Origin of the sequence: Brevundimonas vesicularis, assembly GCF_027105095.1 — a bacterium.
Taxonomy (GTDB): domain Bacteria; phylum Pseudomonadota; class Alphaproteobacteria; order Caulobacterales; family Caulobacteraceae; genus Brevundimonas; species Brevundimonas vesicularis_E.
On sequence record NZ_CP114278.1, the window covers coordinates 3,026,087 to 3,041,150 of the forward strand.

The window sequence follows — 15,064 nt, forward strand, 5'->3', positions numbered from 1 at the left end:
TGCGGTCACTGAAACCTCGTGCGTCGTGCAGACGCCATAGCCAGTCCGACCGCGACAAGCCATCCGATCACGGGCGAAGCGCCATATCCCACCACCGGTGCCGGATAGGCGCCCAGCAGATTGGCCGCCGACAGACCGATCCAGAACCCGGCCATGGCCAGTCCGGCGGCGGCTCCGACGCCCCGCGCGCGCCATCCCATCCAAAGCAGCGGGGCCGACAGCACAACCAACGCCAGGCCCGCTGCCAAACCGAGGATCGGCGAAACAACCCAGACCGTCGGCACGACATCCTCGACATAGGGAACGCGCGGCAGGGCCTGCGAACGCGTCAGGTTCCACAGCGCCAGAATCCAGGACAGGGCCGCCAGCGGCGCCAGCGTCTTCCACGAGCCTCTCGCCGCCATCAACAGCCCGGTCGCCCCCACGGCGAACGCCAGGCTGGCGGCACCGTCGAAGCCGAGGCCGAACGTCAGGATCGTCAGGGCCGCGACGCCCGCCGTCCACACATCGTCTGCATCCTGCGCCACGAGCCAGAGCAGCGGCGCGCCCAGCAGCGAAGCGGGGTGAATCAGAACCGGCCCCAGCGCTAGCCAGCGATGCGCGCCCTGCATCTCCACGCCCGTCGTCAGCATCAGGACGGCAAAGACCAGAATCGCCGCCGCCGAGATCAGCCTCAAACCCCGGCCCGGCCGCGCCATCCGCGACGCCGCCCACATTGCCACAGCCCCGATCAGAAACGCCGCGCCCTGGACCGCGACCGACGCCGTCCCCGCCCCGGCCGCCCGGATCGCCAGCAGACTGATCGCCGCCGTCGCCGTGATCTGTGCGACCAGGGCGAGTGCTGCCCCATTAAACCGCTGACGGATCACGGCCGGCGGTTCGGCGCGGCCATGAAGCCGGGGCAGTAGCTTTGGCGCATTTCGCGGAACTCGGTCGGCAGGGGGTCGTCGCTGAACAGGATGCGATTGGGGATGGAGACGAAGCCCACCGCCGGCCCGCCCGCGACGCGTCCGACATAGCCGCACACCGATCGCCTTTGGCCGTTCTCGGCATAGCGCAGCTCGGCGCCGCGCCCCGCCTGGGTGCGGATCTGGCGCATTACCCGCGCATCGGCCGGCTCGGGCGACGGGGTGTTCGACGGCTGCATCAGCACCCAGACGCCGACCGCGCACAGGGCGAGAACCAGCGCCGCCGCGATCATCAGCCGCTGCTGAAGCGGGCTTCGATGGCGCATCACCCTCATGCGGCGGGCGCTTCCAGGGTGAAGTCCAGCGGCGTGTCGGCGGCGGGCAGGCAGGTCCGATCCACCGGCTTGGACGGATCACGCAGGAAGTCGCGCGCCATCTTGCGCGTGCAGGGACTGGCGTTGATGACGCCGTGGGTCGCATTGGTCACGATCACCACCTGGCTGTTCGAATAGCCCTTGGCGGCGGCCTCGGTCAGGGGCGGCGGACAGCCCGGATCGATCTCGGCGGCGACGAACAGGGTCGGGATGTCGCTCTGGACCGGCAGGTTCTCGATCGGCAGCGCCGGCCGTTCGCCCACCGCCGCGCAGACGTCGAACAGCCGCGACAGCGACGGGACTAGCACCTCGGCCACCGGATCGCCCGCCGCCCCGGCGGCCAGCCGCGCCTTGGACTCGAACGGCAGTTCTTCCTTGCACAGATGGGCCATGTGCTGACCCTCGAAATAATAGGTGCGATCCTCGGCGATCTCCGCGACCGGCGTCAGGTCGCCGGCGATGATCTTGTCCAGATCGACCGGCAGGCTGCGCACGCCCGCCGCGCTGTAGGTCGTGTCCATCAAGAAGGCCGACAGGTCGTCGACGGTGAAGGTGCGCCCATCCTTGCCCCTCACCGGACCGGCCAGCCATTTGCGCGCCTCGGCCTCGAACCGCGCCTGAAGGTTCGGATGCTGCGCCGCGCAGGCCGCCTGGGCGGCGCATTTGGCCAGGATGATCTTCACCGCCGCCGACACCTGTTCGGGCGTGCCGACGGCCCAGTTGCCCTCGGGCGGCCAGGGGCTGTCCATCACGGCGGCGCGCACGATCTGGGGCTGGTGGGTGATGACTGCCGCCTCGATGCGAGGCCCGTACGATCCGCCCCACAGGTCGATCTTGGCCAGACCCAGGGCCTGGGCCATGTCCTTCACATCGTCGGCGATGGCGGCGGCGTTGTACTGGTTCAGATCAACGCCTTGCGCCTGATACCCCTTCAGACAGGCGATCAGCCCGTCGCGGTCCTTGTCGGACGGCGGCCCCGCATCGGTCAGTTCGACGCCCGGGCAGTCCATCGACGGATGGCTCGCCCCGCCGCCCCGCTGGTCGAACAGGATCACGTCCTGATCCACCGCAAAGGCTTCCGGATTGCGGCGCAGCGCCGCCAGCATCCGCCCCGCCCCCGGCGTCATGGCTCCGCCCGGTCCGCCGTGGAACATCACGATCGGCGGCAGCGCCTGGCCCGAAGCGTCCTTGTAAGGCGCGCTGGCCCTGACGATCACCACGGCGATTTCGATGCGCCGGTCGCTGACCGAGCCGTCGCGCGCCTCGTCCACCGTCAGGGTCCCGCACCGCACCTCGCGCAGACCCGTCGGCCAATCACTGGGACAGGCCTTGTCGGTGAAGACGGGGGCCGCCGCTCGCGCAGGCGGCGCCAGACTGGTCAGGCCGGCCGTAAACGCCATCACGGCCAGGGTGCGCAGGATCATGGGACGACGGCTCCGGTTCCCCCCCAGCAAACCCCCGCCCGCCCCGCTTGGCAACGCCTATTGCAGTTTACGCCGCGTGCTTCTTGCGCGCCGCTTCCGTCAGCGCATCCGCCATCCGCTCGCGCCAGTCTTCCCCTTCGTCAGCAAAGGCGCGGATGGTGGCGGCGGGTAGTCTTAACTCCACCTCTCGCTCGGCGTCGAATTGGGCATACAGGTCGGGCAGCACGTCTCGTAGAGGCTGCGCCTTGGCGAAGTCCTCATCGGTCCATTCCGGATTGTCCAGATCGTCGATCTCGACATCCTCGTAGTCGCTTGGATCAAGGCTGAGTTTGGGATCAGCCATAGCGTTTGCTCTCCTTGGCGTTTGCGCGCCGCAGACTGATGGCTCTCAACGTCCCGTCTCGAAAGGTGAAAGCCAGCATATGCAGTCGCCCATCCAGCATACCATAGGCTCGCCATCGTTGCTCACCGTAATCTTGGCGATCATCGGCGAGGATGTGGGCGGCGCGAAGATCGATCTCGCTCGCCCGCTCAAGCGACAGCCCGTGCTTCTCGCGATTGCTCGCATCCTTGCCTGGATCGAAGGCGACCTTCATTCAAACAGGTCGCCCGGCACCGGTCCGGCGGAGGGTTGCGTCGGCGCGCTGAGGCCCAGATGCGCATAGGCCTTGGCGCAGGCCATGCGGCCGCGCGGCGTGCGCATGATGAAGCCCTGTTGCAGCAGATAGGGTTCGATCACGTCCTCGACCGCGTCGCGCGCCTCGGCGATGGCGGCCGCCAAGGTGTCCATCCCGACCGGCCCGCCGCCATAGTTCTCGATCAACGCCTTCAGGAACCGCCGGTCCAGGCTGTCCAGCCCGGCCTCGTCCACTTCCAGCCGCGCCAGCGCCCGCGCCGCCACCAGTTTCGAGATCGTCTCCGCCCCTTCGGCCGAGGCGAAATCCCGCACCCGGCGCAGCAGGCGCCCGGCGATCCGAGGCGTTCCCCGCGCCCGCGACGCGATCTCGCGCGCGCCCGCCTCGTCGATGGCTGCGCCCATCTTGCGCGCCGTGCCGCGCACCACAGCCGTCAGTTCGTCGGGGGTGTAGAACTCCAGTCGCAGCGGAATGCCGAACCGGTCCCTGAGCGGCGTGGCCAACAGGCCCGCCCGCGTCGTCGCCCCCACCAGGGTGAACGGCGCCAGGTCGATCCGCACCGAGCGCGCCGACGGCCCCTCGCCGATGATCAGGTCCAGCACATGATCCTCCATGGCCGGATACAGGATCTCCTCGACCTGAGGGCTCAGGCGGTGGATCTCGTCGATGAACAGGACGTCGCGCGGCTCGAGGTTGGTCAGGATCGCCGCCAGATCGCCTGCCTTGGCCAGGATCGGCCCGGAGGTCGCCCGGAACCCCACGCCCAGCTCGCGCGACACGATCTGCGCCAGCGTCGTCTTGCCCAGTCCCGGCGGTCCGAACAGCAGCACATGGTCCAGCGCCTCGGCCCGCCCGCGCGCCGCATCGATGAAGACCTTCAGATTACCCTTGGCCTGCGACTGGCCAACGAACTCCGACAAGGTCTGCGGTCGCAGCGCGCGGTCGAAGGATTCGCCGGTCTCGGCCTCGGGGGAGATGACGCGGGTCATGGCTGACCTGAGTAGCGAGTGGCGAGTGGCGAGTGGCGAGAAGTGAGAAGTGCTCGTGAGCAAGAGGTGAGCGGCGGCGCGTCTGCGGTCTTCCGGACTCGCTCACCCCTACGCTCACTTCCCGGCTCACTCTTCACTCGCCACTCGCCACTCGCCACTCGCCACTGCCTTCCCATCACCGCCCCAACTCCTGCAGGGCCGCGCGGATCACCGCCGACAGCTCCGCCTCTTCGCCCAGACGGATCAACGCCTGATCCACGGCCCGGCGTGCGTTGACCTCGGCGACGCCCAGTCCAAGCAGGGCGGACACGGCCTCGCCGGTGATGGACGGAACGGGCGGTGCGATCTCGACGTGCATGCCGGGTGCGACAGGCGCAAAACTGACGTCGCCCAAGGTCTTGCCCTTCAACTCGGTCACGATCCGCAACGCCAGCTTCGGCCCCACGCCATTGGCCCGCGCCACCGCCGCCTTGTCCTCGCGCGCCACCGCCGACGCCAGTTCGCCGGGCGGCAGAACGTCCAGCACCGCCAGCGCCGCCTTTGGCCCCACGCCCTGAATGGCCAGCAGGGTCGTGAAGGCTCGCCGCTCGTCGCGCGTCAGAAATCCATACAGGCGCGGCCCCGCATCCTCGCTCCACTGGGAATGGACATGCACCGTCGCCTCGTCGCCCGGCGCCGGCAGCCGCCCCAGCGTCCGCGCCCCGCACGACACGACATAGCCCACGCCGGCGCAATCGATCAGGCACTCCGCCTCGCCGACCTCGGCCAGCACGCCTCTCAACCGCCCGATCACGCGATCCTCCCCCGTGAAGCGAAGCGATACGGGGGAGGGGGACCGCGACGCCCTTGCGTCGTGGTGGAGGGGGCGACCTCAGACACGGTGCGTGGGTTCGCCCCCTCCACCGCTTCGCGGTCCCCCTTCCCCGCCATGCGGGTGAGGATCCGATGCTTCCTGAGTTGCGCATGGGTGATCGCGACGGCCAGGGCGTCGGCCGCATCCGCCTTCAAGTCGCCCGCGGTCGGCAGCAGCCGTTTGACCATGAAGGCGATCTGGCTCTTGTCCGCATGGCCTGCGCCCACAATCGCCTTCTTGATCAGGTTCGGCGAATATTCCGCCACCGTCAGACCCGCCTTGGCCGGCGCCAGCATCACCGCCGCCCGCGCATGACCCAGCTTCAGCGTCGAGGACGGGTTCACATTGACGAACACCTCTTCCACCGCCGCCTCCTCGCAACCGTGATCGGCGCAGATCGTCCCCAGCGCCTCGAACAGATGCAGCAGCCGCTCGCTGAACGGCGCGGTCTCGGGCGGGGCCACCACTCCGTGCGCCACCCACCTCAGGCGCGCGCCATCCGACACGACGACCCCCCAGCCGGTGCGTCGCAGACCGGGGTCCAGGCCGATGATTCTGACAGGTTCGTTCGCCATCCGTTCCCCTCATGCCGCAAAGAGGGTTATCGGGCAATGAACGGTTTCAGTCGTCGCGCGGGTCCAGGCTGTAGGCGACGACGCCCGGTATGGCGCACAGCTGTTCCGCCAGCCGCTTCAGCTGGCTTTCTTCGGCGGCCTTCAATCGCCAGGTCCGTCGAATGGTATGTCCATCCAGCAGCTCAAATCGGTCGTGTCGCGCGCCCGCGTCGATGGCTTTCAGCGCCGCCTCGATCGCCGGCTCCGGAGACACCTCGCGCCGTTCCCAGCACACTTCGGCGTCCACCACCGTGCGCGCCGGCAAGCGCCCGCTGATCAGCTTCAGCCCGATCAGGATCAGGGCCGTAACCACCGTCGCCGCCGCGCCCAGTGCATAAAGGCCCGCCCCGAACAGAATGCCGATCGCCGAGGTGATCCACAGCGACGCCGCCGTGGTCAGCCCGTGGATCGAAAATCCGGTGCGGAAGATCACCCCTGCGCACAGGAACCCGATCCCCGTCAGCACGCCGTGCGCCATCCGCGTCGGGTCTGTGACGATGTTCTCGTCGGGCAGGGCGCGGAACGCCCAATCCGCCTGCGACATGGCCGCCAGCATCAGCAGGGCCGACGTCAGGCTGACCAGAATGTGCGTTCGCAGACCCGCCGCCCGGCCCCGCCATTCGCGCTCGAAGCCGATGACCCCGCCCGCGATCACCGCGCCGAGGATCGGCAGGACGGCGCCTTCCAGACTACCCAGATTCATCCGCGCTCAACGACGGGCCGAGCGCGAATGTTCCTTGGACGGACGATGCTGCGACATCGTGGTCGAAGCGCCCGCCTCAGCCGTGCTTTTCGATATAGATCTCGGGGTCCTTGTTCACCGGCTTTACGCCGGTGATGTGCTCGGCCTCGAAGGCGGCGAACTTGACCGCCAGCCCATGGCGCGTCTCGACGTCGGCGTTCATGCGGAAGTCGGTCAGCCCCTGCCGCTCTTCCTCGCCCATGTGTTTGGAGTTGACGACGTTCGCCTCGCCCACGGCGTCGAACCAGGCCTTGGTCCCGACCTTGTGCTTTTCCACCGCCTTGACCGCGTCGCGCAGCTTGTTGTGGTCCTCGATGGCGTCTTCAGTCTCGCCCTCGACCGTGCCGTCCTCGGCGTCATTGGCGCCCTCGCCCTGCTTCAGCAGCTCGGGATAGAAGAACCGCTCCTCAGCCTCGGCGTGCACATCCAGGAACGCCGACAACCGCGACCAGACGGCGCTCAGCGCATCTGTGTCCTTGGGGTCGATCTGTTCGATGATCGCAAACAGTCGACGCTGTTCGGCATGGTCGTCGAGGATCAGCTGGGTGATGTCCATAGGGGGCTCCAGGCGTAACGGTGAAGCCTCGTTACGCCCGGCGCACGACCCGGTTCCGTGCGAACGACTCGCGCCCTATTTCGGCTGATGTTCCCGCTGCGGCTCGTCGCCAAGAACCGCAGTTGCGGCGGCGATCAAATCGTTCAGCTCGCCGTGCACAATCGCCCAAACGCGGCTTTCCGCGACGTTCTGATAGACGTGCCGGAAGACGTTGCCGGAATCCTCGATCTGCCGCCAACGGATGTTGGGATGGTCCGACTGTTGCGCGCCCCGAAGACGCCGCGCGGCTTCCGATACGATCTCAAGACACCGCGTGACCGCATAGAAGGTCTTGCGATCCGCCGCGAATTCGGCGGCGGTCAGGGTCTCGCAGAAGCTCTGCGCCAAAAGGCAGTTGTCCAGAATCGCACGCCAGGCCAGCCGCTCCTTGCGATCCGGCTCAGAAGGCAAAGATCGCCTCGCGCTCGGCCTCGCGTCGGACGGGTTCGATCAGCATCTCGCGATCTGACACATCTGCGCGCCCGGCGAACAAGTCGCCAATGAACTGGGTGATGCCGACATAGTCGTACAGGTTCACCTCAGCTGCCGGGTCGATCTCGACCATGATGTCCAGATCGCTGTCGGGCCGCGCCTCGCCCCGCGCGACCGATCCGAACAGGGCGGCATGCGTGACGCCCTGACGACGCAATTCCCCTTCGTGCTCGCGCAGGACGGCAATGACGGCGGCGCTGTTCATGCCGCCAGTCTAGCGCGAAGACCGCTCCGACGCGAGAGCGCCGAAATCAGCCCGCGTATTTCGCCGCGTCCTCGTCGGAGATGTCCTCGTTGGAATAGACCGCCGACACATCGTCCTCGGCGTCCAGCGCGTCCAGCAGCTTGAACAGGGTGCCGACGGCCTCGCCGGTCACCGGCACTTCGGACTGCGGCTTCCAGACGATGGCGGTGGACTTGGGATCGCCCAGCACCTTGGACATGGCCTCGGCGACGTCGTTCAGGTCCTCGAAGGCGGTCCAGATCGTGTGGCCCGGCGCGTCCTCATAGATGTCGGGCTTGACCAGGTCGCTCTCGACGTCCTGGGCTCCGGCTTCGATGGCGGCTTCCATCACGGCGTCTTCCGAACCGGCCTCGGCGGCGTAGGTGATCTTGCCGACCTTGTCCCACATGAAGGCGACCGAGTTCATCTCGCTCAGCGCGCCGCCATTCTTCTTGAAGGCCGCGCCGATGTTGGACGCCGCGCGGTTGCGGTTGTCGGTCAAAGCTTCGACGATGATGCCCACGCCGCCCGGACCCCGGCCCTCGTAGCGGACCTCTTCCATCGTATCGACGTCGCCGCCCGCGGCCTTGTTGATGGCGCGCTGGATCACGTCCTTGGGCAGGCTTTCGGCCTTGGCGTTGTTGACCGCCAGGCGCAGGCGCGGGTTCGCCGCCGGATCGGGCAGGCCCGACTTGGCCGCCACGGTGATGTCGCGCGACAGTTTGGAGAACAGCTTGGAGCGCTGCGCATCGGCGCGCCCCTTGCGGTGCATGATGTTCTTGAATTTCGAGTGGCCGGCCATGGGATCGTCTTTGAGCGTTCTGAACCTGAGCCGCGCCTCCTAAACGAAGAGCGGCATCCTGTCACGATACGCCGATCGGGGGTGGCAGGGGTGGAACCTGTACCGTTTGGGCGTATTGATCCGGGCAAGACAGACGGAGCGTAAAGTCATGACCGCCGACGACACCATCTATGAAGCCGAGGGCTATATGGACGAGGACCTGCGCGAGGCCGACATCGTCGAGTGGTACGAAGCCCGCCCGGTCACCGTCTCCACCGCCGTGGCCACCGGCGCGATCGTCACTGCCTTCACTCTGGGCGCCCTGACCGCCGTCGGCGCCCTGTTCCTGATCGGCCGTCTGGACGACTAACGCCCTAGACGCTCAGGCGTAAGGCCAGGGCCGCCAGGGCGACGCCCAGGACCGGCAGGGTGAGCACCACGCCCATCTTGAAATAATAGCCCCAGCCGATCTTCACGCCCTTTCGCGCCAGGACGTGCAGCCACAGCAATGTGGCCAAGGAGCCGATGGGCGTCATCTTCGGCCCCAGGTCGCTGCCGATGACATTGGCGTAGATCATCGCCTCTTTCGCTGCGCCGGTCGCGCCCGAGGCGTCGATGGACAGGGCGCCGATCAGGACCGTCGGCATATTGTTGGCGATGGCCGACAGGAAGGCCGTCAGGAACCCGGTTCCGAAGGCCGCGCCCCAGACCCCGCCCTGCGCGAATCCGTCCAGCAGGCCCGCGATCTGGCGTGTCAGACCGGCGTTGCCCAGCCCATAGACGACCAGATACATCCCCAGTGAGAAGATCACGACCTGCCACGGCGCCTCGCGCAGCACCTTCGTCGTGCTGATGACCGCGCCGCGCCCCGCCACGACCAGCAGGATGACCGCCCCCGTCGCGGCGACGGCGGACACCGGCACCCCTCGCGGCTCCAGCACGAAGAAGCCGATCAGCAGAAACGCCAGGATGATCCAGCCCCAGAGGAAGGTCGCCCGGTCCTTGATCGCGCTGGACGGCGCTGCCAACCGCTCCACGTCATAGGCCTTGGGAATATCGCGCCCGAAGACCATGAGCAGAACTATCAGCGTCGCCGCGATGCTCGCCAGGTTCACCGGCGCCATGACCGCCGCATAGCGGTCGAAGCCGATGTCGAAGAAGTCGGCCGAGACGATGTTGACCAGGTTGGACACCACCAGCGGCAGGCTGGCCGCATCCGCGATGAAGCCCGCCGCCATGACGAAGGCCAGCGTCGCCTTGGGGCCATAGCCGAGCGCCAGCAGCATGGCGATGACGATGGGCGTCAGGATCAGCGCCGCCCCGTCGTTGGCGAAGATCGCCGACACCGCCGCGCCCAGCAGGACGAACAGGACGAACAGCCTGCGCCCATGGCCGCCGCCCCATCGCCCGACATGCAGCGCCGCCCATTCGAAGAAGCCGGCCTCGTCCAGCAACAGGCTGATGATGATGATCGCGACGAAGGTCGCCGTGGCGTTCCAGACGATGTCCCAGACCACGGGGATGTCGGCCAGGGTGACGACGCCCAACAACAGCGCCGCCGCCGCACCGCCCATCGCGCTCCAGCCGATCTGCAGGCCCTTCGGCTGCCAGATCACCAGGGTGATGGTGACCGCGAAGATCAGAAAGGCGACGATCATGGGCGGCTCCATCCCGGTCGACCGACGACCGCAGCGCCCCCTCTAGCTTGCACGACATCATATTTCCAGTATCTTGGAATAATGGAATCTGAACCCGCCATTCTCGCGCTCGCCGCCCTGGCGCAATCCACGCGACTGGACGCCTTCCGGCTGCTGGTCCGCCATGCGCCGGACGGCCTGCCGGCCGGGGAGATCGCCGACCGGCTCGCCGTTCCGACCAATACGATGTCGGCGCATCTGGGCGTGCTGTCGCGCGCCGGACTGATCGCGTCCCAAAGGCGCAGCCGGTCGATCATCTACCGGGCCGATCTGGATCGACTGGGCGAGGTCGTGCTGTTCCTGCTCAAGGACTGCTGCCAGGGCCGCGCCGAGCTTTGCCAACCCCTGCTGGCCGAACTGGCCCCCTGCTGCGACTGAGGCCAATGGACGTCGTCATCTATCACAACCCCGCCTGCGGCACGTCGCGCAACACCCTGGCCCTGATCCGCCACGTCGGGATCGAGCCGCATGTGATCGAGTATCTGAAGACTCCGCCCAGCCGCGCGCTGGTGACCCAACTGGTCGAACGAATGGGCGGATCGGTGCGCGATATCCTGCGCGAAAAGGGCACGCCCTACGCCGACCTCGGCCTGGATGACACAAGCCTGTCGGACGACCAACTGCTGGACGCCATCGCGGCGCATCCGATCCTGATGAACCGTCCCATCGTCGTCTCGCCCCTAGGCGTGAAACTGTGCCGCCCGTCCGAGACGGTTCTGGACCTGCTGCCTCAAGAGGGACTGAAACCCTTCACCAAGGAAGACGGCGAGGTCGTCGTCGACGCCGACGAAAGCCGCGTGATCGGATGAGCCGCCTTCGCGCCCTGCCTGATCCCGACCATCTGCCGGCGCTCGATCCGGCCTATCTTTCGGCGACGCCCGCACAGGGCCTGGGTCCGGGCGATCCCGCGCCGCGCATCCTGCTGCTCTACGGCTCCCTGCGCGAACGGTCCTTCTCGCGCCTGTGCGTCGAGGAGGCGGCGCGGCTGTTGCAGGTCATGGGGTGCGAGACGCGCATCTTCGATCCGTCCGACCTGCCCCTGACCGATCAGGTCGCCGGCGACGACCATCCGGCCGTCCACGCCCTGCGCGAGCACGCCATGTGGTCCGAAGGCATGGTCTGGTGCAGCCCGGAACGCCATGGCCAGATCTCGGCGATCATGAAGCTTCAGATCGACCACCTGCCGCTGAACATGGGCGGGATGCGACCGACGCAGGGGCGCACCCTGGCGGTGATGCAGGTCTCGGGCGGTTCCCAGAGCTTCAACGCCGTCAACACCCTGCGCCTGCTCGGCCGCTGGATGCGGATGATCACCATCCCCAACCAGTCCAGCGTCGCCAAGGCCTTCATGGAGTTCAACGACGCAGGCCGCATGAAGCCGTCGGCCTATTACGACCGCATCGTCGACGTCATGGAAGAGTTGGTGCGGTTCACAGTCCTGACCCGGCCCCATGCCGCGCAGCTCGTGGATCGCTACTCCGAGCGAAAGGCGCAAGGCACGCCGTTAGACCGGTCCAAGGACCTGTCCGCCATCGCCGTCAGGCCCTAGCCCCTACCCCGCGCGCAGGTTCTCCACCACGCTCCTCAGCCGGGCCGGCAGGGGCTTTGGCCGGCGCGTTTCGGCGTCGACATAGACGTGGACGAAATGGCCGATGGCGGCGGGGACGTCGACGCTGCGCTTAAAGACCGCAAAGCCGTAGGTGACGCTAGATGTGCCGATCGCATCGACCTTGATCCCGACCTCGATCACATCGGGGAACTTCAGCGACGAGGTGTAGCGACAGCCCGAATCCACCACCAGGCCGATCGATTCCGTCAGCGCATTGGCGATCAGCAGATGGGCGTTCACCGCCGAGTCGACGAACTCGTAGAATTTGGCGTTGTTGATATGACCATACTGGTCGTTGTCGGCCCAGCGGGTGGAGACCATGTGAAAGGCCTTGTAGGTCGCCCGTTGCGCCAGCGCGCCCTCGTCTCGTTTCGGCATCGTCGTCTCCCTCGGCGACGCGAACCGTCGCTCTCGATACCGACGCTCTCGCTTGGACGACGTTAGGTCAAGCGCCTATCGGTAACAGTCTGATCACGAACGCGCTGGCCGCAGCGCGTTCCAAAGGGAGTTCCGATGACCCTGACGACCCGCGCCGCCGTCCTGTCTGACATGGGCGCCGCCCGCCCCTACGCCGACAGCCGCCCCCTGTCGGTCCAGTCCGTCACGCTGGACCCGCCCGGCCCCGGCGAAGTGCTGGTCGCGATCAAGGCCGCGGGCCTGTGCCACTCGGACCTTTCCGTCATCAACGGCGACCGCCCCCGCCCCCTGCCCATGGCCCTGGGGCACGAGGCGGCGGGCGTGGTCGAGGCCCTGGGGGACGGCGTCACCGATCTGGCCATCGGCGATCACGTCGTCATGGTCTTCATGCCGTCGTGCGGCCACTGCAACCCCTGCGCCGGCGGCCGTCCCGCCCTGTGCGAGCCCGGCGCCGCCGCCAACGGCCGGGGCGAGCTGTTGTCCGGCGCCCGCCGCATTTTCCGCGAGGGCGAGCCGGTCAACCACCACCTCGGCTGCTCCGCCTTCGCCGAGCGGGCCGTCGTCTCGCGCCGCTCCCTGGTCAAGATCGATCCCGACCTGTCGTTCGAGGAGGCGGCCCTGTTCGGCTGCGCCGTCCTGACCGGCGTCGGCGCCGTGGTGAACACCGCCGAGGTCAAGGCGGGCCAGAGCGTCATCGTCATCGGCCTGGGCGGCGTGGGCCTGGCCAGCGTGCTCGGCGCTCTCGCCAGCGGCGCCAGCCCCGTCGTCGCCGTCGACCTGTCCGAGGACAAGCTGGCCCTGGCCCGCACCCTGGGGCCTGTCCACACGGTCAACGCCGCTGACGCGGACGCCGTCGATCAGGTCCGCGCGCTGACGAACGGCGGCGCCGACTTCGCCTTCGAAATGGCCGGCGCGGTCCGGGCGCTGGAGGCGGCGTGGAAGATGACCCGGCGCGGCGGAACCACCGTCACCGCCGGCCTGCCGCCGCCCGATGCGACGCTGGCCGTCAACGTCGTCTCCCTGGTCGGTGAGGAGCGCACGCTGAAGGGCTCCTACATCGGAACCTGCGTCCCCAGCCGCGACATCCCCCGCTACGTCGCCCTGTATCGCCAGAGTCGCCTGCCCGTCGATCGCCTAATGAGCGGCGTCATTCCCCTCGACGACATCAACGCCGGCTTCGACCGCCTCCACGCCGGGGAGGTGGTGCGGCTGATCGTCAGACCCTGACGACACTGTAATCCCGCCGCCCGCTTTCGGCCGCAAATCCGCAGACCAATGTCCGCTCAAGCTTCAGCGGAGATCTCCCATGCGCCCGTCTCGCCTGTCCTGCGCCGCCGCGATGTCGGCCATCGCCCTCGCCTTCGCCGTTCCGGCCCTGGCGCAGGAGACTTCGCCTCAAAACAACGCGGAAATGGCCGCCATCTTCGCCGCCGACCAGGCCGTGCGTCAGAATCTGTCGCCCGACTTCTTCAAGGATCGCGCCCGCATGACCGAAATGATCACGGGCGACGCCGCGCGCCGGGTCCAGACCCGCGCCCTGCTGGACGCCGGCGCGCTCCAGACCGGCGAGGACTACCGCGCCGCCGCCTTCGTCTTCCAGCACGGCTCCACGCCCGAGGATTATCTGCTGGCCCATAGCCTGGCCGTCGCCGCCGTCGCCAAGGGCTCGCCCGAAGGCGCCTGGATCGCCGCCGCCACCCTCGACCGCTATCTGCAGATGACCGACAAGCCCCAGATCTACGGCACCCAGACCCGCAAGACCCGCGACGCCCCGGCCACCCTCGATCCCTACGACCGCGCCCTGATCCCCGACAGCCTGCGCGCCGTCTTCGGCGTCCCGCCCCAGGCGGAACAGGACGCCCGTCTCGCGGCCGTCAATGCTCCATGATTTGGCCGGTAACTTGGACGACGCGACACACGCTTAGGATGGCCTTGGCGATCTAAGGTTTGGCGTAGATTTGAAGCGAAGGCTCTGCCTGGTCCATTTCGTCACCTAGCTCGAATGACGGCATTGGCGCGCCAAAGCTCTGTAGCGCCTTGGCGACATTTGTCGCGCGACGGCCTTCAAGAGAGCTTTGCGTCGGTTGCGGCAACCCTCTGACAATCAGGACCACACTGCTGCAATCCAACGCGGCTTGCGCGGGCCAGTCGATGACCTTTGCAAAGAATGGTGAGAGGCTGTCCGCGTTCGGTGTAAATCTGAGCGGAGCAAAGCCTTCAGAACAGATCACGCGTCCGACGGGAGAGCGAGATTTTGGAGCGGATGTCGCGCAGCCGCTGATGCTTAGGATCGCGATTGCAGTCAAAAGCCGATGCATCATGAATTCTAACCCTCCGAAAATAGAGCGCCAGCCCAGATCGGCGCCCTTATCCCACTGACAGCATTTCAGTTAGTTGGTGTCGCGGTCGCAATAACAATCCCATTGGGCCTCGGTGAAAGCTGCACCTTGGTTTGCTTGCACAGCGCCACTAGCGGCAATCATAGGTCACGCAGGCACAGACAATGGCTTCGACGGCGGCGCTGCGTTCTAAGCCCCCCGCACTCTTGACCAATGCCCCACCCGCCACGCCGCGCAGCAGCACCGCCGCCAGAACCGGCCCAACCCCACGTCGACGCATCATCATCGTCGGAAGTCCCCACAAATCCCGAACCCTAGACCTACGCGCCCCCGACCCCGACGCCAACCCCGAAGGCTGTTACTGTGTTACGT

21 protein-coding genes and 1 pseudogene are annotated in these 15,064 nt (G+C 67.3%); 6 read left to right on the forward strand and 16 right to left on the reverse strand.

Features of this window, described 5'->3' with window-relative positions; translation table 11 throughout:
* Positions 1-5: 5 nt before the first annotated feature.
* The 13 genes and pseudogenes from O2K97_RS15080 to O2K97_RS15140 all read right to left on the reverse strand — a co-directional run bounded on the left by O2K97_RS15080 (position 6) and on the right by O2K97_RS15140 (position 8,651).
* Complete coding sequence (locus O2K97_RS15080) at positions 6-869, reverse strand: hypothetical protein (RefSeq protein WP_269219896.1); 864 nt, start codon at positions 867-869, stop codon at positions 6-8.
* Positions 866-1,234, reverse strand: a complete 369-nt coding sequence (locus tag O2K97_RS15085; protein WP_017506434.1) for a hypothetical protein — start codon at positions 1,232-1,234, stop codon at positions 866-868. Before O2K97_RS15085 ends, O2K97_RS15080 begins: the two co-directional genes overlap by 4 nt.
* 5 nt (positions 1,235-1,239) lie before the next feature.
* A complete protein-coding gene (locus tag O2K97_RS15090) occupies positions 1,240-2,706 on the reverse strand; it encodes an alpha/beta hydrolase (RefSeq protein WP_269219897.1) in 1,467 nt (488 codons plus the stop codon).
* A gap of 67 nt (positions 2,707-2,773) precedes the next feature.
* Entirely contained in the window at positions 2,774-3,049 is a 276-nt protein-coding gene (locus O2K97_RS15095; RefSeq protein WP_017506436.1) for a BrnA antitoxin family protein, read from the reverse strand.
* Positions 3,042-3,302: a BrnT family toxin gene (locus tag O2K97_RS15100; RefSeq protein WP_066626794.1), complete on the reverse strand. Its 261-nt coding sequence runs from the start codon at positions 3,300-3,302 to the stop codon at positions 3,042-3,044. Before O2K97_RS15100 ends, O2K97_RS15095 begins: the two co-directional genes overlap by 8 nt.
* Positions 3,299-4,330: a Holliday junction branch migration DNA helicase RuvB gene (gene ruvB / locus O2K97_RS15105; protein WP_269219898.1), complete on the reverse strand. Its 1,032-nt coding sequence runs from the start codon at positions 4,328-4,330 to the stop codon at positions 3,299-3,301. Before ruvB ends, O2K97_RS15100 begins: the two co-directional genes overlap by 4 nt.
* A gap of 175 nt (positions 4,331-4,505) precedes the next feature.
* Positions 4,506-5,123, reverse strand: coding sequence for a Holliday junction branch migration protein RuvA (ruvA, locus tag O2K97_RS15110; protein ID WP_269219899.1), 618 nt, complete (start codon positions 5,121-5,123; stop codon positions 4,506-4,508).
* A 143-nt stretch (positions 5,124-5,266) separates the two neighbouring features.
* Positions 5,267-5,758 (reverse strand): annotated as a pseudogene (gene ruvC, locus O2K97_RS15115) (crossover junction endodeoxyribonuclease RuvC); the annotation flags it as partial.
* 46 nt (positions 5,759-5,804) lie between these two features.
* Entirely contained in the window at positions 5,805-6,500 is a 696-nt protein-coding gene (locus O2K97_RS15120; RefSeq protein WP_269219900.1) for an MgtC/SapB family protein, read from the reverse strand.
* Positions 6,501-6,576: 76 nt separating this feature from the next.
* A complete protein-coding gene (locus tag O2K97_RS15125; protein ID WP_269219901.1) occupies positions 6,577-7,095 on the reverse strand; it encodes a hemerythrin domain-containing protein in 519 nt (172 codons plus the stop codon).
* Positions 7,096-7,170: 75 nt separating this feature from the next.
* Positions 7,171-7,545: a DUF86 domain-containing protein gene (locus O2K97_RS15130; protein WP_112862636.1), complete on the reverse strand. Its 375-nt coding sequence runs from the start codon at positions 7,543-7,545 to the stop codon at positions 7,171-7,173.
* On the reverse strand, positions 7,535-7,831 hold the full coding sequence (locus O2K97_RS15135; RefSeq protein WP_017506444.1) for a nucleotidyltransferase family protein: 297 nt from the start codon (positions 7,829-7,831) through the stop codon (positions 7,535-7,537). The genes O2K97_RS15130 and O2K97_RS15135 overlap by 11 nt, the downstream gene beginning before the upstream one ends.
* Before the next feature lie 46 nt (positions 7,832-7,877).
* Positions 7,878-8,651, reverse strand: a complete 774-nt coding sequence (locus tag O2K97_RS15140) for a YebC/PmpR family DNA-binding transcriptional regulator (protein ID WP_055753937.1) — start codon at positions 8,649-8,651, stop codon at positions 7,878-7,880.
* A 148-nt stretch (positions 8,652-8,799) separates the two neighbouring features.
* Here O2K97_RS15140 and O2K97_RS15145 point away from each other — a divergent pair, with 148 nt between their 5' ends.
* Positions 8,800-9,000 (forward strand): hypothetical protein, encoded by a 201-nt coding sequence (locus O2K97_RS15145; protein WP_017506446.1) that lies wholly within the window; start codon positions 8,800-8,802, stop codon positions 8,998-9,000.
* A 4-nt stretch (positions 9,001-9,004) separates the two neighbouring features.
* Here the strand turns inward: O2K97_RS15145 and O2K97_RS15150 are convergent, their stop codons facing one another.
* The gene (locus O2K97_RS15150; RefSeq protein ID WP_269219902.1) at positions 9,005-10,288 is read right to left on the reverse strand and encodes an arsenic transporter; all 1,284 of its coding nucleotides are present in this window, start codon (positions 10,286-10,288) and stop codon (positions 9,005-9,007) included.
* An 81-nt stretch (positions 10,289-10,369) separates the two neighbouring features.
* Between O2K97_RS15150 and O2K97_RS15155 the strand changes: the two genes are divergently transcribed.
* From O2K97_RS15155 to arsH, 3 genes are read left to right on the forward strand one after another with little or no spacing between them, the layout of a single operon-like run.
* A complete protein-coding gene (locus O2K97_RS15155; protein WP_017506449.1) occupies positions 10,370-10,705 on the forward strand; it encodes an ArsR/SmtB family transcription factor in 336 nt (111 codons plus the stop codon).
* Positions 10,706-10,710: 5 nt separating this feature from the next.
* Positions 10,711-11,136, forward strand: a complete 426-nt coding sequence (arsC, locus tag O2K97_RS15160; RefSeq protein WP_017506450.1) for an arsenate reductase (glutaredoxin) — start codon at positions 10,711-10,713, stop codon at positions 11,134-11,136.
* The gene (gene arsH / locus O2K97_RS15165) at positions 11,133-11,876 is read left to right on the forward strand and encodes an arsenical resistance protein ArsH (RefSeq protein ID WP_269219903.1); all 744 of its coding nucleotides are present in this window, start codon (positions 11,133-11,135) and stop codon (positions 11,874-11,876) included. Before arsC ends, arsH begins: the two co-directional genes overlap by 4 nt.
* A gap of 3 nt (positions 11,877-11,879) precedes the next feature.
* On the opposite strand, the gene O2K97_RS15170 is transcribed toward arsH, so the two are convergent.
* Positions 11,880-12,314, reverse strand: coding sequence for an acyl-CoA thioesterase (locus tag O2K97_RS15170; protein ID WP_017506452.1), 435 nt, complete (start codon positions 12,312-12,314; stop codon positions 11,880-11,882).
* Positions 12,315-12,449: 135 nt separating this feature from the next.
* Between O2K97_RS15170 and O2K97_RS15175 the strand changes: the two genes are divergently transcribed.
* Together O2K97_RS15175 and O2K97_RS15180 are read left to right on the forward strand one after the other, a co-directional pair.
* On the forward strand, positions 12,450-13,580 hold the full coding sequence (locus tag O2K97_RS15175) for a zinc-dependent alcohol dehydrogenase family protein (protein WP_269219904.1): 1,131 nt from the start codon (positions 12,450-12,452) through the stop codon (positions 13,578-13,580).
* Between the two features lie 79 nt (positions 13,581-13,659).
* Positions 13,660-14,241, forward strand: a complete 582-nt coding sequence (locus O2K97_RS15180; RefSeq protein WP_269219905.1) for a hypothetical protein — start codon at positions 13,660-13,662, stop codon at positions 14,239-14,241.
* A gap of 52 nt (positions 14,242-14,293) precedes the next feature.
* Here the strand turns inward: O2K97_RS15180 and O2K97_RS15185 are convergent, their stop codons facing one another.
* Positions 14,294-14,674 (reverse strand): hypothetical protein, encoded by a 381-nt coding sequence (locus O2K97_RS15185; protein ID WP_146756729.1) that lies wholly within the window; start codon positions 14,672-14,674, stop codon positions 14,294-14,296.
* Positions 14,675-15,064: the final 390 nt, after the last annotated feature.

Bases quoted from the DNA above. Each gene is read 5' to 3' on its own strand.
- O2K97_RS15185 (WP_146756729.1), bottom strand. From the start codon at position 14,674: ATGATGCATCGGCTTTTGACTGCAATCGCGATCCTAAGCATCAGCGGC.
- O2K97_RS15140 (WP_055753937.1), bottom strand. From the start codon at position 8,651: ATGGCCGGCCACTCGAAATTCAAGAACATCATGCACCGCAAGGGGCGC.
- O2K97_RS15100 (WP_066626794.1), bottom strand. From the start codon at position 3,302: ATGAAGGTCGCCTTCGATCCAGGCAAGGATGCGAGCAATCGCGAGAAG.
- O2K97_RS15145 (WP_017506446.1), top strand. From the start codon at position 8,800: ATGACCGCCGACGACACCATCTATGAAGCCGAGGGCTATATGGACGAG.
- O2K97_RS15125 (WP_269219901.1), bottom strand. From the start codon at position 7,095: ATGGACATCACCCAGCTGATCCTCGACGACCATGCCGAACAGCGTCGA.
- O2K97_RS15150 (WP_269219902.1), bottom strand. From the start codon at position 10,288: ATGATCGTCGCCTTTCTGATCTTCGCGGTCACCATCACCCTGGTGATC.
- O2K97_RS15170 (WP_017506452.1), bottom strand. From the start codon at position 12,314: ATGCCGAAACGAGACGAGGGCGCGCTGGCGCAACGGGCGACCTACAAG.
- O2K97_RS15135 (WP_017506444.1), bottom strand. From the start codon at position 7,831: ATGAACAGCGCCGCCGTCATTGCCGTCCTGCGCGAGCACGAAGGGGAA.
- ruvB (WP_269219898.1), bottom strand. From the start codon at position 4,330: ATGACCCGCGTCATCTCCCCCGAGGCCGAGACCGGCGAATCCTTCGAC.
- arsC (WP_017506450.1), top strand. From the start codon at position 10,711: ATGGACGTCGTCATCTATCACAACCCCGCCTGCGGCACGTCGCGCAAC.
- O2K97_RS15095 (WP_017506436.1), bottom strand. From the start codon at position 3,049: ATGGCTGATCCCAAACTCAGCCTTGATCCAAGCGACTACGAGGATGTC.
- arsH (WP_269219903.1), top strand. From the start codon at position 11,133: ATGAGCCGCCTTCGCGCCCTGCCTGATCCCGACCATCTGCCGGCGCTC.
- O2K97_RS15175 (WP_269219904.1), top strand. From the start codon at position 12,450: ATGACCCTGACGACCCGCGCCGCCGTCCTGTCTGACATGGGCGCCGCC.
- O2K97_RS15090 (WP_269219897.1), bottom strand. From the start codon at position 2,706: ATGATCCTGCGCACCCTGGCCGTGATGGCGTTTACGGCCGGCCTGACC.
- O2K97_RS15085 (WP_017506434.1), bottom strand. From the start codon at position 1,234: ATGCGCCATCGAAGCCCGCTTCAGCAGCGGCTGATGATCGCGGCGGCG.
- O2K97_RS15120 (WP_269219900.1), bottom strand. From the start codon at position 6,500: ATGAATCTGGGTAGTCTGGAAGGCGCCGTCCTGCCGATCCTCGGCGCG.
- O2K97_RS15155 (WP_017506449.1), top strand. From the start codon at position 10,370: ATGGAATCTGAACCCGCCATTCTCGCGCTCGCCGCCCTGGCGCAATCC.
- O2K97_RS15180 (WP_269219905.1), top strand. From the start codon at position 13,660: ATGCGCCCGTCTCGCCTGTCCTGCGCCGCCGCGATGTCGGCCATCGCC.